The 15,164-nt window shown below is 67.6% G+C and carries 13 protein-coding genes; 1 reads left to right on the top strand and 12 read right to left on the bottom strand.

From position 1 onward, the window contains the following. Positions 1-6 precede the first annotated feature (6 nt). The 8 genes from CXY91_RS04895 to CXY91_RS04860 all read right to left on the bottom strand — a co-directional run bounded on the left by CXY91_RS04895 (position 7) and on the right by CXY91_RS04860 (position 11,345). Positions 7-2,904 (bottom strand): flotillin family protein, encoded by a 2,898-nt coding sequence (locus tag CXY91_RS04895; RefSeq protein ID WP_100959527.1) that lies wholly within the window; start codon positions 2,902-2,904, stop codon positions 7-9. A gap of 172 nt (positions 2,905-3,076) precedes the next feature. Next, positions 3,077-3,958: a phosphoenolpyruvate hydrolase family protein gene (locus CXY91_RS04890; protein WP_100959526.1), complete on the bottom strand. Its 882-nt coding sequence runs from the start codon at positions 3,956-3,958 to the stop codon at positions 3,077-3,079. Continuing rightward, the gene (locus tag CXY91_RS04885) at positions 3,955-6,198 is read right to left on the bottom strand and encodes an ABC transporter permease (RefSeq protein WP_100959525.1); all 2,244 of its coding nucleotides are present in this window, start codon (positions 6,196-6,198) and stop codon (positions 3,955-3,957) included. Before CXY91_RS04885 ends, CXY91_RS04890 begins: the two co-directional genes overlap by 4 nt. After that, positions 6,191-6,979 carry an ABC transporter ATP-binding protein gene (locus CXY91_RS04880; protein ID WP_100959524.1) on the bottom strand — a complete coding sequence of 263 codons (789 nt, stop codon included), beginning with the start codon at positions 6,977-6,979 and terminating at the stop codon, positions 6,191-6,193. The genes CXY91_RS04885 and CXY91_RS04880 overlap by 8 nt, the downstream gene beginning before the upstream one ends. Further along, complete coding sequence (locus CXY91_RS04875; protein ID WP_100959523.1) at positions 6,976-8,064, bottom strand: branched-chain amino acid ABC transporter permease; 1,089 nt, start codon at positions 8,062-8,064, stop codon at positions 6,976-6,978. The genes CXY91_RS04880 and CXY91_RS04875 overlap by 4 nt, the downstream gene beginning before the upstream one ends. A 2-nt stretch (positions 8,065-8,066) precedes the next feature. Beyond that, the gene (locus tag CXY91_RS04870; protein ID WP_100959522.1) at positions 8,067-9,080 is read right to left on the bottom strand and encodes a branched-chain amino acid ABC transporter permease; all 1,014 of its coding nucleotides are present in this window, start codon (positions 9,078-9,080) and stop codon (positions 8,067-8,069) included. After that, entirely contained in the window at positions 9,073-9,927 is an 855-nt protein-coding gene (locus tag CXY91_RS04865; RefSeq protein ID WP_100959521.1) for a helix-turn-helix transcriptional regulator, read from the bottom strand. Before CXY91_RS04865 ends, CXY91_RS04870 begins: the two co-directional genes overlap by 8 nt. Before the next feature lie 167 nt (positions 9,928-10,094). Further along, the gene (locus CXY91_RS04860; protein WP_100959520.1) at positions 10,095-11,345 is read right to left on the bottom strand and encodes an ABC transporter substrate-binding protein; all 1,251 of its coding nucleotides are present in this window, start codon (positions 11,343-11,345) and stop codon (positions 10,095-10,097) included. Between the two features lie 230 nt (positions 11,346-11,575). Between CXY91_RS04860 and CXY91_RS04855 the strand changes: the two genes are divergently transcribed. Beyond that, positions 11,576-12,214 (top strand): alpha/beta hydrolase family protein, encoded by a 639-nt coding sequence (locus tag CXY91_RS04855; protein WP_100959519.1) that lies wholly within the window; start codon positions 11,576-11,578, stop codon positions 12,212-12,214. 12 nt (positions 12,215-12,226) lie between these two features. Here the strand turns inward: CXY91_RS04855 and CXY91_RS04850 are convergent, their stop codons facing one another. Genes CXY91_RS04850 through pcaG form a run of 4 tightly spaced genes read right to left on the bottom strand, consistent with a single transcriptional unit; the run spans position 12,227 to position 15,163 of the window. Beyond that, positions 12,227-12,766 carry a hypothetical protein gene (locus tag CXY91_RS04850; RefSeq protein WP_248307358.1) on the bottom strand — a complete coding sequence of 180 codons (540 nt, stop codon included), beginning with the start codon at positions 12,764-12,766 and terminating at the stop codon, positions 12,227-12,229. A 59-nt stretch (positions 12,767-12,825) separates the two neighbouring features. Next, complete coding sequence (locus CXY91_RS04845; RefSeq protein ID WP_100959518.1) at positions 12,826-13,656, bottom strand: shikimate dehydrogenase family protein; 831 nt, start codon at positions 13,654-13,656, stop codon at positions 12,826-12,828. A 43-nt stretch (positions 13,657-13,699) separates the two neighbouring features. Continuing rightward, entirely contained in the window at positions 13,700-14,548 is an 849-nt protein-coding gene (locus CXY91_RS04840; RefSeq protein ID WP_100959517.1) for a 3-oxoadipate:acetyl-CoA acetyltransferase, read from the bottom strand. A gap of 3 nt (positions 14,549-14,551) precedes the next feature. After that, on the bottom strand, positions 14,552-15,163 hold the full coding sequence (gene pcaG / locus CXY91_RS04835) for a protocatechuate 3,4-dioxygenase subunit alpha (protein ID WP_100959516.1): 612 nt from the start codon (positions 15,161-15,163) through the stop codon (positions 14,552-14,554). Between the last annotated feature and the right edge of the window lies 1 nt (position 15,164).

Genomic DNA, 15,164 nt, shown 5'->3' with positions numbered 1-15,164 from the left:
AGCGCCTCACGACTTCTTGCTGGAGCCGGAACGGCCGCCGCCTTCAGGAGCGGGAGGCGGCTCGCCAGCCTCCTTCGGCTTGGCCGGCTGCGCTTCCTTGGCGACGCGTTGCATGTCCGAGGCCTCGCGCATCAGCCCACCCATCCTGGCGAGATTGCCGCCCTCGATGCCGATCTCCTTCAGCACCTGGTCGATCATCGGCGCCTGGACCCGGTAGCGCAGCGCCGATTCGATCACCTCGTCGGTCGGCGAGCGCGCTGCGCCGCCGGCGCCGCTCGCTCCCGCCCCGCCGGCGAGCCCGTCGACATGCAGGATGCGGATGCCCTCGATTTTCTCCATCGGCTTGACGCTCTCGCGCACGATGCCCTCGATCTTGTCGAGCAGGCGGCGCCGGAACAGCCCGTAGCGGGCGCCGTCGCTGAGCACGTTCTCGGCCTCGTAAAGCAGCTTCTGCGCCTCGGCCTCGACGGCACGGCGCACCTTCTCGGCCTCGGCCGCGATGCGGGCCTCCTCTGCGGCCTTCTCGGCGAGCAGGATTTCGACGGTCTTGCGCCGCTGGGCGCTCTCGCTCTCGCGGACGGTCTTGACCTTCTCCTCGGCCTCGACCGCCTTGGCGCGGGCGATCTCGGCACTGGCCTGCGCCGCCGATTCCTCCAGCGACTTGGCGTAGAGCGCGATCGCCTTGTCCATGGCGGCCGTCTCGACCTCGCGCTCGCGCCCGATCTCGAGCTTGCGCAGCTCGCGCTGGCGGCCGATACGGGCTTCGTCGAGTCCGCGATCGGACGAGATGCGGGCGCGCTCGACTTCCTCGTTCGCGACGATCTGCGCCTCCTGCAGCGCCTGGTTGCGGGCGATTTCCAGTTGTTCCAGCGCGCGGCGGCGCTCGATCCTGACCGCTTCCAGCGCCTGCTCGCGGGCGATGTCGACGGTCTCGACCTGCTGGCGCGCCGTGATCTCGGCCTGGCGGAGCGCCTTGTCGGCGTCGGTGCGCTCGACCTTCTTGGTCGCGAGGACGATCGCGCGCTGTTCTTCGGCGACCTCGATCGCCTCCTTCTGGGCGATCTGCGCGATCTCGCGCGTCCTGGTCGAGGTGATGCGCTCCTGGTCGAGCTTCAGCTCGATCGCAATGCGCTGGCGCTCGACCGCGTCGCGGCGCTTGAGCTCGGCACCATCAAGTTCGGCCGCGCGCTTGATCTCCAGCTCCTTTGTTGCGAGTTCCGCGGCGATGCGCTCGGCGGCGACGGCCTTCTCCTGCGCGATCCTGGCGGCTTCCGTCGCCTCGCGCGCGGAAATCTCGGCGGTGTCGATCGCCTGGTTGCGAGCGATTTCGAGGCTGCGCACATCCTCGTCGCGGCGGATGCGTGCGCTCGAAATGGTTTGCTCCTGCGTGATGCGAGCCTTCTCGGTCGCCTCGCGCGAGGCGATCTCCGCCGCCTCGATCGCTTCGGTGCGCCCGATTTCGAGCAGGCGGGTACGCTGGTCGAGCGCGATGCGGTCGGCCGCAACCGCATTCTCCTGGGCGATGCGGGCCTTCTCGATCGCTTCGCGGGCAGCAATCTCGGCCTCGTCGAGCGCCCGGTTGCGCGCGATCTGAAGCGCGCGGACACGCTCCTCCTGCGAGATGCGGGCGGTCTCGACCGATTCACGCGCCGCGATGTCGTCCTGCTCCAGCGCGCGGGTACGCTCGATCTCGCGATTGCGGACCTCCTGTTCGCGAGCGATGCGCTCGGCATTCACCGCGCTCTCCTGCAGGATGCGCGCCTTCTCGGTCGCCTCGCGGGCCTCGATCTCGGCTGCTTCCAGCACTCGGGTGCGCTCGATCTCCTTCTGCCGGATCTCGCGCTCGGAGGCGATGCGGGCGGCGTTGATCGCCTGTTCGTTGGCGATGCGCGCCTTCTCGACCTGCTCACGCGCGGCGATCTCGGCTTCTTCAACCGCCTGCGTCCGGGCGATCTCCTGCTGACGAATGTCGCGCTCCGAGGCGATGCGCGCCTCACTGATCGCGCGCTCATTGGCGATGCGCGACTTCTCGATCTCCTCGCGCGAGGTGATCTGTGCCTGCTCGGCCTCGGTGTCGCGGACGGCGCGCTCGCGGGCGACCTCGGCGCGCTGCATGGCGCGCTTGATCTCGATCTCGCGCTGCTGCTCCAGCCGCGCCGCCTCGCTCTCGCGCTCGATGTCGAGCGCCTGGCGCTCGGCTTCGAGATTGCGGGTGCGGATGCGGATCATCGAGTCCTGCTCGATGTCGTTGCGCAGCTTCCGCTTGTCCTCGATCTCCTCGATGATCCGGGTCAGACCGGCGGCGTCGAAGCGGTTGGACGGGTTGAAATATTGCAGGTCGGTCTGGTCGAGATCGGTGAGCGCGACCGATTCCAGCACGAGGCCGTTCTGGTCCAGCGCCTCGGCGGCAGCGTCCTTGACGCGCTGGACGTAGGAACCGCGCTGCTCGTGCATCTCCTCCATCGTCATCTCGGAGGCGACGGTGCGCAGCGCCGAGATGAACTTGCCGGAGAGCAGCGCATTGAGCTGGTCCGGCTGCAAGGTACGCCGACCGAGCGTCGCGGCGGCGACCGAGACCGACTGCCGCTCCGGCTTCACCCGGACATAGAATTCGGCGTCGATGTCGACCCGCATGCGGTCTCGGGTGATCAGCGCGTCGTTGTTCGCCCGCGTCACCGCAAGCTGCAGCACGTTCATGTTGACCGGCGTGACGTCGTGGATGATCGGCAGCACGAAGGCGCCGCCATTGATCACCACCTTTTCGCCGAACAGGCCGGTGCGGACGAAGGAGACCTCCTTCGAGGAGCGGCGATAGAGCCAGTTCACCAGATAGACGACGATGGCGATGACGATCACCGCCACGATCAGCCAGAGGATCAGCGATCCGATCAGTTGCCCGGTCATGGTCACGTTCTCCCCGCCAGCGTCGCGTTCTCTTTTTTCTCAGCCCTCATCCTGAGGAGAGCCGCAGGCGCGTCTCGAAGGATGCTCCAGCGCGATCCGAAGACATCTGGACCATCCTTCGAGACGCCGCTCCGCGGCTCCTCAGGATGAGGGCTGAGGAAGAGCCGAATGCTCATGGTTTCCTGCTCCCGCCGGCCTTGCGCGCCGGCTTTCCCGTCGCCGCCGAGCGGCCGATCCGCTTGAAGGCGCGGGTCTGGTCGCGGATCGCGACCTCGACCGGCAGGCGCTCCATCGAGGACGCGCCGTAGAAGCCGTGGCAATGCGTCGTGTTCTTCATGATGAAGTCGGCATCGGCAGGCTCGGCGACCGGCCCGCCATGGACGAGGATGATCGCGTCCTTCTTCACGGCGAGCGCGGCCTTGGCCCAGCGCTCGACCAGAGCCGGGCAGTCTCCCAGCTTCAGCGCTGTCTCCGCGCCGATCGAGCCGCCGGTGGTCAACCCGAGATGGCAGACGATGATGTCGGCGCCGGCTTTCGCCATGGCGCGGGCATCCTCCTCGCAGAAGACGTAAGGCGTGGTCAGCAGGCCCTTGGCATTGGCCAGTGCGATCATTTCGACCTCGAGCCCGAAGCCCATGCCGGTCTCTTCGAGATTGGCGCGGAAGGTGCCGTCGATCAGTCCGACGGTCGGGAAGTTCTGCACGCCGGCGAAACCGAGGCGCTTCACCTCGTCGAGGAAGACGTCCATGCGCCGGAACGGGTCGGTGCCGCAGACGCCGGCGATCACCGGCGTGTGCTTCACCACCGGCAGCACCTCGGCCGCCATCTCCATGACGATCGCGTTGGCATCGCCATAGGGCATGAGGCCGGAGAGCGAGCCGCGCCCGGCCATGCGGTAGCGGCCGGAATTGTAGATCACGATCAGGTCGATCCCGCCGGCTTCCTCGCATTTGGCCGAGAGGCCGGTGCCGGCGCCGCCGCCGACGATCGGCTCGCCCTTGGCGATCATCGCCCGGAAGCGCTTCAGCAGGGCCTTCTTGTCGAAGCTCGTCATGATCTGCCTCCGCCGGCCCGCTCGCGGCGCCGGCCGGCATGCAGTGTGCGGAACTGCTGCACCAGAGCGGCGGCGAAGGCGGGGTCGTTGATGTGGAGCGGCAGGCGGATCAGCTGCCGGTTGGGGCCGGTGCGCACGGTCTGTTCCAGCGCCTGGAACAGGGCGGTGTCGGCGGCCGGATCGTGGAAGGCCTGGCCGGGCGCATCCAGCGCGGAGACGCCGAGCTCGGGCAGCAGGAAGCGGACTGGCCCTCCCATCTGGTTCAGCCGTTCGCCGATCCAGCGGCCCATCCGGGTGTTCTCCTCCGCCGTCGTCCGCATCAGCGTGATCTGCGGGTTGTGCGGGTAGAGCAGCCGGCCGCGATAGCGCTCCGGCACCGTCTCGGGCGCGAAGAAGTTGACCATGTCGAGCGCGCCGACCGAGCCGACATAGGGGATGCGGGTGCGGATGATCGCGCCGAAGCGGTCCTCGGTCGCCGGCAGCAGGCCGCCCATCAGCAGGTCGCAGATCTCGGTGGTCGTGACGTCGATCACCGCGCCGACGAGGCCGGACTCGACCAGCTTCTCCATTGCGCGCCCGCCAGTGCCGGTGGCGTGGAAGACGAGCGGCTCCCAGTCGTCGGCGAGGAGCCTGGAGACCTGCTGCACGCAGGGCGTGGTGACGCCGAACATGGTGAGCCCGACCAGCGGCTTCTCGACCTCGCGGCGGCGCGAGGGCTCAGGCTTCAGCTCGGCGAGGCGGGCCTTGGCCATGGCGGCAATGGCGTGCGCGCCATTGCCGAGCACGAGGCGGGAGACACGGTTGACGCCTTGCACGTCGGTAACGGCGTGCAGCATGGCGATGTCAGTGGCGCCGACATAGGCGCGGACGTCGCCGGAGGCCATGGTCGAGATCATCAGCTTGGGCAGGCCGACCGGCAGCGTCTGCATCGCCGGCGTCACCATCGCGGTCGCGCCCGAGCCGCCGGCCGAGATGATGCCGAGCAGCCCTTGCTGGCGCGGCAGCCAGGCCTTGAAGGCCTCGGTCATCGCCGCCACCGCAGTGCCGCGATCGCCGGAGGAGATGCCGGCCGAACCTTTCGGCGAGGCGAGTGCGATCTCTTGCGGAGTGACGTCGCCGCCGGCACTGCGGCCCGAGGTAGAAAGATCGACGAGACGGGTGCGCAAGCCCTCGGCGCGGATCAGGTCGCGGATGAAGCGCAGTTCCTCGCCCTTGGTGTCGAGCGTGCCGGCGACGACGACATAAGGCTCGCTGCTCGCCGCGGCGGCGAGCGGCCGGATCGCACCGACAGGCTGGCCATCGCGCGTTGCCAATGTCGGGCGCGAGATGGTGCGGGCCTGCGCCTCGATCCGCGCCGCCGGCACGGCTTGAGACCAGCGGTTCGGGATGGCCGGGTTCGAAACGTAGACACGGATCGGTCCGGCCGGCACGGGAGCGGCAGACCGTGAGGTTCCTGCTGCCGGGGCCGCGTCCGCCGCCGCATCGGTTTCGTCATGGCCATGGCGGCCGACGCCGAGCAGGCGCTGCTGCAGGTCGCGGTCGCCGGCCAGCGTCGCCGAGGGGATGATGCGGTTGATCCGGCCGTTGACCATGATCGCGACGGGATCGGACATCTGCGTGGCGACGCCGATGTTCTGCTCGATCACCAGGATCGCGACGTCGCCCTGCTCGGCGAGGCGGACCAGCATCTCCTCGACATGGGCGACGATGACCGGTGCCAGCCCCTCGGTCGGCTCGTCCATGACGAGAAGGCGCGGGTTGAGCAGGAGCGCGCGGCTGATCGCCAGCATCTGCTGCTCGCCGCCGGAGAGCTGTCCGCCGCCATTGTTGCGGCGCTCGGCCAGGCGCGGGAAGACTTCGTAGATGCGCTCCGGCGTCCAGGCGCCGCGCTTGCCGCGCTGCATCAGCCGCAGATGCTCGTCGACCGTCAGCGAGCGCCAGAGCCGGCGGCCCTGCGGGACATAGCCGATGCCGAGCCGCGCCACCTCGGCCGGCGAGCGGCCGGCGATCTCCTCGCCGAAGAAGCGGATCGAGCCCGACGCGATCGGCACCAACCCCATGATCGCCTTGCACATGGTCGTCTTGCCCATGCCGTTGCGGCCTACGACGGAGAGGACACCGTGCTGCAGCGTGAGATCGACGCCCTGGACGGCGTGCGAGCGGCCATAGAAGACGTTCAAGCCTGCGATCTGCAGGATCGGGATGCCGGCCGGGGGCGGGGCTTTGAGGCGCTCAGCCATGACCGCCCCCGAGATAGAGTTCCTGCACCTCGGGATCGGATTCGATCTCGTCCGGCCGCCCCTCTTTGAAGATGCGGCCGTTATGCATCATCGTCACGCTCTCGACGACGCGCAGCGCCACGTCCATGTCGTGCTCGATGATGATGTAGCCGATATGGGCCGGTAGCGAGGTCAGGATCTGGACGAGGTCGGCCCGCTCGGTCGGCGACAGGCCGGCCGCCGGCTCGTCGAACAGGATGAAGCGCGGTGCGCCCGACAGAGCGAGGGCGATCTCGAGCTGGCGCTGCTGGCCATAGGCGAGTTCGCCGACCAGACGATTCCTGACCGCAGTGAGATGGACGGCGTCGACCAGGCTCTCGGCCGTGTGCTGGAGCGTGTCGTCGCGCCGCGGCCGGCGCAACGAGAAGCGGTTCCGCGAGACCCCGCGACAGGCGAGATAGACGTTGTCGATCACCGACAGGCCGGTGAAGAGCGAGGAGATCTGGTAGGTACGCCTGAGGCCGCGGCGAATGCGTTCATGCGGCGGGAAGGCCGTCACGTCCTCGCCGAAGAAGCGGATGACGCCGGAGCTCGGCGAAAAATCGCCGGTGACGCAGTTGAACAAAGTGGTCTTGCCGGCACCGTTCGAGCCGAGTACGGCGCGCCGCTCGCCGGGGCGGACCGAGAGCGTGACGTCGGACAGGGCCGCCAGCGCCCCGAACAGTCGCGAGACGCCGCGCAGCTCAAGCGCATTGCCCGAGCTGGCAGTGCTCAAACGTTCCAGGCTCGGCACGGCGCTCATGGCGCGCCTCCGCCGGTCCGCATTTGTGCATCCTGCGCCTCGCGGCTCTTGCGATAGCGTTCGCGCAGGCGCTGCCAGATGCCGATCAGTCCGTCCGGCGAGAACAGCACGATGACGAGGAAGCCGAAGCCGATCAGCAATTGATAGCGCTTGCCTTCGAGCCCGACCCAGTCGAGCAGATCGAGGGCGAAGGTGCGCAGCAGGACATAGACCAGCGCGCCGATGAACGGGCCGAGCGGGCGGCTGAGGCCGCCGACCACGGCTATGATCAGCATGTCGACCACCGGGCCGACGCCGCCCGTGCCCGGCGAGACCTGACGCTGGTACCAGACCAGAAGCACGCCGGCAAAGGCCGCGATCACCGCGGCGAAGGCGTAGGCGGCGATGCGATGGGCGACGACGTCGAAGCCGAGCGCCGCCATGCGCCTGGGATTGTCGCGCGTGCCCTGCAGAGCGAGGCCGAAGGGCGCACGCGAGACGTAGACGACGACCGCATAGGCGAGGGCGGCGCAGCCGAGCGTCAGATAGTAGAACGGCACGGTACTGCCCCAGTCGATGCCGAGGAAGACCGGCGGCATCACGCCGTTGAAGCCGCTGAAGCCGTTGAAGATCGTGTAGTTCTGCAGGGTCAGGTAATAGAAGGCCGAGCCGATCGCGAGCGTGATCATGATCGTGTAGATGCCCTCGGTCCTGACCGAGAGCGCTCCGCCCAGCGTGCCGAACAGGGTTGCGAGCAGGATGGCGACCGGCACCGCCGTCCACCACGGCCATTTCAGGCTGATCTGGGTGATGGCGCTCTCGCCGAAGATGGCGACGAGATAGGCGGCGAAGGCCGCGACGGTCATCTGGATCAGGCTGACGATGCCGCCATAGCCGGCAAGGAACATCAGGCTCAACGCGATCATGCCGAGGATCATTGCGTAGGCGAGGATTTGGACGAGCCAGAACGGACTCGCGATCAGCGGCATCACCAGCAGCAGCGCCGCGACGATCCAGAAGGCGGTGCCCTGCCGGGCGATCACCTCGGCGAGGCCCTCGCGGGGCCGCGGGGTGGCGATCGCGAGGCGGGGTTCGGCCAGCGCCATCGTCAGCGCCTCACCGCCGCAAGGCCCTGCGGCCGGATCGCCAGCACCACGACCATGATGACGAAGGTCAGCATCACCGCATAGGTCGGCATGTAGACCGAGCCGAACTGCTCCGCGAGGCCGACGATCAGCGCGCCCATCGCCGCGCCGGGGATCGAGCCCATGCCGCCGACGATGACGACAACCAGCGAGGACAGGAGGATCTTGGTGTCCTCGCCCGGCTGCAGCGACTGGAAGGTGCCGCCGACGACGCCGGCCAAACCGGCGAGTCCGGCTCCGAAGGCGAAGACCATGATGAAGACGAGCTGCACGCGTACGCCGGTCGCCGAGAGCATGTCGCGATCGTCGACCCCGGCGCGCACCAGCATGCCGATGCGGGTGCGGTTGAGCGCGAGCCACATCGCGATGCCGAGGATGATCGCGCCGATCAGGATGGCGATCCGGACCAGCGGATAGGTCATCATCACCGCCTCGCCATTGCTGCGCAGCGCGACGACGAAGGGCAGTTGGATCGGCCCGGACAGCCAGTCCGGCGTCGTGACCTGGAAGGTGTCGCCGCCATAGCCCCAGAGCAGCAGGTCGGCGACGATGATCGAGAGGCCGATCGTGACCAGCGTCTGGCGCAGGTCCTGCCCCTCCATCCAGCGGAAGAGCAGCACCTGCATCAGCATGCCGGCGAGGGCGACGATGACGAAGGCGCCGATCAGCGCTGCGAACCAGGATCCGGTCAGGTTGCCGATGCTGTAGCCGACATAACCACCGAACAGATAGAGCGAGCCATGCGCCAGGTTGACGTTGCGCATCAGGCCGAAGATCAGCGTGAAGCCGCTGGCGACGAGGAAATACAGGCCGCCGAGCGTGATGCCGTTGAACAGCGCGCTCAGGAAGACGCGCTTCCTGCCGAAGGTCAGCTCCATCCACGGCGTCCAGACCGCGAAGATCAGGAAGGCGAGGAGAGCGACGGCGATCAGGATCACCAGCGACCAGATCGGGCGGCGGCCGATGAAATCAGACATGGCTCGCCTGCGAGGGCGGGAGGCCGACGGTGCGCAGCACCCGCCGATAGTCGCGCGGCGCCATGCCGACATGGGCGGTGAAGAAGCGGGTGAACACGCTCTGGCCGGAAAAGCCGAGGCGGTGGCTGATGCTGGTCACCGGGTCGCTCGACAGCACGATCCGCTCGAGCGCCGCGTCGATTCGGGCGGTATTGGCGAAGATGGTCGGGGTCACGCCGACCTGTTGCCGGAAGAGCTTGAAGAAGTGGGCGCGCGACAGCCCGGCCTCGCGCGCGATCCGGGCGAGCGCGCCTTCGGACGAGGTATGCTGCTCCAGCAGCCGGCAGGCGCGCAGCACGCGCCGATCGAGGGCGCCTGCCGAGGTGTCATGTAGCAGCGAGGAGACCAGCTCGGGTCCGATCGGTTCGCTGGAGGCCTGCGCCAGCGCCATCAGCACCGGGGCGAGATTGAGCTCGCGGTGCTGCGACAGCAGCATCTCGACCGCCTGGTCGCGCCAGGCGGCGAGCTCGCGGGTTATGACCAGGTCGGATGACGGGAAGACCAGCGAGCCGGCCGACGGCATGGCCTGCGCCGCGAGCCATTCGGGCTTGAGATAGATGACGAGGAAGAGCCCGAAGGCGCCCGGCTGCTCGGGCTGGAAATTATGCGGTTCCCAGGGATTGACCGCAACGCCCATGAAGGGATCGACACGGACCGTGTGGTCATTGACGGTCACAAGGCCCCGCGAGCCCTCGAGAAAGAAGATCAAATGCGCTTCGCGGTGGGCATGCACCACCATCGGGCGATCGAGATTGTAGATCGACACCCGTCCGAAGGGACCGTGGCAGACCGCGACTGCGCGACTCATGGCTCCTCGCGTAGCAATGCCCGGTGGCGCGCGGCTGCCTCATCAGGTGAGCCTTCGCCCGACGGCGCCCGAAGGATGCGCGCGACGTCGTTGACCGGAGCGGGACGGCTGGCCGGGCAGGACAAGATCGATCGTGTCCTGCCCGGGGAGTCAGTCGGTATGAACGACTAAGGCTTGCATTCCGGATTGGTCCGGGAGGGCAGCCCCACCGCCTTGAAGGCTTCCGCCGACAGCCCCATCGTCTTCGAGACATTCGGGACGGTGCGGACGAATTTGTTGGTGAGGTCGCCGTTCGGCCCCTCGACGACTTCCGTGATGAAGGTCGTCGCGATCGCCTGCCGGTCGTCGTCGAGCTTGATCGGCCCGTTCGGGGCATCGAGCTCGACCTTGGCGAGTTCCGCCCGGAACTTCGCGCCGCCGTCGGAGAGGTCGGCGTTCACCTTTTCCAGCCCCGTCGCCATGCCGTTGAACGCGTTGTAGTAGTTGGTCGCGAACAGCGACGGGCTCGCGAAGCGCTTATCCGCCGGGAAGGCGTCCTGATAGGCCTTGACCCAGGCCTTCCATTTCGGATCGTCCCAGGCATCCGCCACGCCGCCGGAGGACGGCGTGCCGACGAGCAGACGCTTGGCGTTGCCGCGCGACGACAGCACGGTCTGGTCGACCATGATCGAGCCGCCGACGAACTTCGCCTTGCCGCCGGTCTGACCATACTGGTTGAGGAAGTTCACGGAGTCGCCGCCGCCGAGACCGAGGAAGACGGCGTCGACGTCATCGGGGATATTGGCGATGACCGAGCCGAAGTCCTTGGTCCCGAGCGGGACCCACTGGCGCTGCACGATCTGGCCGCCGGCCTTGCAATAGCCCAGCGCGAAGCCGAAAACCTGCGTATAGGGGAAGGAGTAGTCCTCGCCGATGACGGCGAGCTTCTTGTAGCCCTTGTCCTTGAAGACATACTCGCCGAGACCGGCCATCCACATCGCGCCGTTGCTGTTGAAGCGGAAGTAGTTCGGCGATGGGTTGACATAGGTGGTCTCGAGCGCGCCCGAGGAGGCATCAACGACGGTGACGTTCGGCACCGTCTTCGAGTAATCGCGCATCGCGATGCCCTCGGAGCCCGAAAGCGGGCCGAGGATGAGCTGGACCTTGTCCTGTTCGACGAGCTTGCGCGCGGCCCGCAGCGCCGAGTCCGGGCTGGCGTCGGTCGCCGCGATGATGAACTCGACCTCGCGGCCGGCGATCTTGCCGCCACGCTGCTTCAGCGCGATCTGCGCGCCGCGGACACCGTCTTCGCCGCCCGAGGTCAGCGCGCCTGAAAGCGTTGCCAGCACGCCGATCTTGAGTTTTTCCTGAGCCTGGCCGGTCGTTCCAGCCGCAATCAAAGCGCACGCCGCGACGGCGGCCATGAGTGCCTTCCGCATTGCATTTACCTCCCTGCGTGGACGGCCGCGCCGAAGGTTTCCAACGGCGGAGCCGATGGCGGATTTTTTATCCCGCTCTAAATCTAGGCTAGCACAGGCGGTTCTACTGCCAAGGTCGTAGATATTGCCGAGGGTCTGCTTTTCGCGGCCGGAGCGGACAAGGCGGTGCAGGACATTGCGAGACCCCGGGCGCCTTCAGATTTGCGCACGTGACGGATGGAGAGACGGATTTGCATTTCCTCTTCGACGGCCCGGAAGAGGCCAGGTACACAATCCTCCTGGCTCATGGCGCAGGGGCTCCGATGGATTCCGCGTCGATGACCGCTGCGACGGAGAGCCTGGCCTGGGAGGGGTTTCGCGTCGCCCGCTTCGAGTTCTCCTATATGGCCAGCCGCCGCAGCGAGGCCGGCCGCAAGCCGCCGCCACGGGCCGAGACGCTCAAGCCGCAATACCTGGCCGCGATCGAGGCGCTCGGCCCGTCGCGATCGCTGATCATCGGCGGCAAGTCGATGGGCGGGCGTGTCGCCAGCATGGTCGCCGACGACCTGTTCGCAGCCGGCCGGATCGGGGGCCTGCTCTGTCTCGGCTACCCGTTCCATCCGCCGGCAAAGCCGGAGCAGCTACGGACGCAGCATCTGGCCGATATCAAGACGCCGACGCTCATCGTCCAGGGCACGCGCGACGAATTCGGCACGCGCGAGGAAGTCGATGGCTATGCCCTGTCGCCGGCGATCGAGATGCTCTGGCTGGAGGATGGCGATCACGACCTGCGTCCGCGCAAGGCGTCGGGCTTTTCGGCGAGCGGGCATCTGGCGACGATGGCCAAGACCGTCGCGGCCTGGGCCGAGGCGAGGCCGGGCCAGAGGTGAGGGCGAGGGCGTTCAGTGCGCCCGGCAGTCGCCGCTTCGGAACGACTTGACCAGCCGGGAGATCACCGGGTCGAAGGCCTTCTGCCGCGCCCGATCGTACTCGATACGAAAATAGGCTACCGCCCGGTCGCAAGCTGGGATGGCGCGCGCATAGAGGATGCGGTTTTCCTTGGCTCCGGACCAGGCGGCTCCGCTCTTGTTCTGCGTCTGGTAGCTGATGGCCCAACCGTCGCGCTGGTCGAATGCCTGGCGCTGCTTGGCCTCGGCTGCAAGACTGCTTGCGGTCGGATAGCTGCCCCAGACCCGCAACTCGGCAGTGCCGTCCGGAGACGCCGAGACAGCACCGTCGCCATTGTCGGCTTCCTCTATCTTGGAGAAGCCTGGCGGGATGTCGATCCAGTATTGGAAGCGGGCATTGCCATAGCGCTGCCAGTCGGAAGCTGCAGCGGGGAGGACAATGGCGGTCAGCAGCGCGAGCAGGCCGGCCTTGAGGAGCCTGGCCGGCGGGGTTCCTGCGGGCCGTTCAGGGCCCGGCTCTCCATTCCACGTCATTGGATGCGATCTTCCGTTCACCGCGGCGCGGTATGATGCGCGCCGGCTAGCGCCCGTTTTCAGCCAAGGCGCGCCACTGAGCGCAAATCCTCGGCGGTGGTCGTGGGCAGGCCGAAGAATTCCAGATAGGCCGGGATCTGCTCGAACAGCATGTCGGTGCCGACCTGGATCTGGCAGCCGCGCTGCTGCGCCGCCGCCAGGAAGGGTGTGATCACCTGCGCCATCACCACCTCGCCGACGAAGGCGGAGGCAGGCAGGCGCTCGATGTCGAGCGGGAGCGGATCGCCCGGCTTCATCCCGAGCGGGGTCGCATTGACGACGATGTCGAAGCCGGCCGGATCGTTCGATCCCGTCGACACCTTGAGCGCGGGATAATAGCGGGTGAGCCGTCCTCCCAGTGCCTCTGCCGCCCCGCCATTCATGTCGAACAGGCCGAGCTCGGCGACTCCAGCCTTGGCGAGCGAAGCGGATATCGCCGAGCCGACGCCGCCCGCGCCGACCACGAGCGCGCGGGTGCCGGCGACCTGGCGGCCCTTGCGCAGGACGCCGCGCACGAAGCCCTCGCCGTCGAACATGTCGCCGGTCAGCCGGCCGTCGGATTCGCGGCGCACGGCATTGCAGGCCCCGGCGATCGCGGCCGTCGGCATGAGATCGTCGACCAGGCCAGTCGTCACCACCTTGTGCGGCATGGTGACGAGCGCGCCATGGGCATTGGAGAGCCGGAAGAACAGCTTGAGGAAATCGGGATAGTCCTCGGCGCGGCTGCCCATGGGGACGACCACCGCGTCGATGCCGTCGCGCTCGAAATAGGGATTGTAGATCAGCGGCGCCTTGAAGCTCTCGGTCGGGAAGCCGAGATGGCCGATGAGCTTGGTCTTTCCGCTGATCATGGCTCGTTCTGTCCTGTTTCGGGCCGGAGGAAGACGGCTTGGCTCAGCCGGCGCTGCCTGCCCTCATCGGAATGCCGAGAATCTCGCGCGCCTGCTGCGAGGTCGCGACGGGGCGGCCGTATTTCCGGCAGAATTCAGCTGCCCGCGCGACCAGCGCCGCGTTCGAGGGCGCGAGCCGCTCGCGGTCGAGGCGGACATTGTCTTCAAGGCCGGTGCGGGCATGGCCGCCGGCGGCGATCGCCCATTCGTTCAGCACGATCTGGTTCGAGCCGATGCCGGCCGCGCACCAGGGCGCGTTCTCGCCGAACAGGCGCTTCACGGTTCGGATGTAGTAGTCGAACACGTCGCGATCGACCGGCATCGCGTTCTTCACACCCATGACGAACTGGACGTAAGGGCGCTCGACGATCTGGCCGCGCTGCCACATCTCATGCGCCTTGAGGATGTGCGAGAGGTCGAAGGCCTCGATCTCCGGCTTGACGCCATGGGTCACCATCTCGGCGGCGAGCCAGTCGACCAGGTCCGGCGCATTCTCGTAGACGCGGGTCGGGAAGTTGTTCGAGCCGACGGCGAGCGAAGCCATGTCCGGCCGCAGCGACAGCATGGCGCCGCGGGCCTGGCCGGCGCCCGAGCGGCCGCCGGTCGAGAGCTGGACGATCATGCCGGGGCAGTGCTTCTCCAGGCCTTCCTTGAGGCGGCCATAGCGCTCGGGGTCCGAGCTCGGCTTTCCTTCGTCGTCGCGCACATGACAGTGCGCGATGCTGGCGCCGGCCTCGAAGGCCTCCTGCGTGCTCTCGATCTGCTCGGCGATGGTGATCGGCACCGCCGGGTTGTTGGCCTTGGTCGGCAGCGAGCCCGTGATGGCGACGCAGATGATGCAGGGCTGCGTCATGGCTCAGACGTCCAGGAACACGGTCTCGCCTTCGCCCTGGAGGCGAATGTCGAACCGGTAGACGCCGGGCGCGGTGCGCTTTGCGATCAGGGTCCGGCGGCGGTTCTCCTGCTCGACGAGGCCGAGCACGGGATCGGCGCTGTTGTCCTCGTCGTCGAAATACATCCGCGTGTTGAGGCCGATATTGATGCCGCGCGAGACGAGCCAAAGGCTGATATGCGGCGCCATCACGCGGTTGTTGCGGCCCCGAACGGGCCCGGGCTTGATCGTCTCGAAGCTCCAGAGGCCGCTGTCGAAATCGGTGATGATCCGGCCCCAGCCGCGGAAACCGGCTGCGACCTCGGCGTGGCGCGGGTCCTCGGGATGAGGGTAGATGCCATTGGCGTCGGCCTGCCAGGCTTCCAGCAGGATGTCCTTCACCGGCGCGCCGGTGCCGTCATAGACGAGGCCCTCGACGCGGATGCGCTCCCCGGGCACGTCCGGGCCGGCGATGATCCGGCCGAGTTCCTGGCGATAGATGTCGAAGCCCGCCGCACCCGGTGCCAGGCCGATATGGACATAAGGGCCGGCGGTCTGGGAGGCGGATTCCTTCAGATAGGGCAGAGCCTGGACCATG

The organism is Allobosea sp. FBZP-16 (assembly GCF_002831785.1).
Taxonomy (GTDB): Bacteria; Pseudomonadota; Alphaproteobacteria; order Rhizobiales; family Beijerinckiaceae; genus Allobosea; species Allobosea lupini.
This window is presented reverse-complemented; position numbering and strand designations above follow the sequence as displayed.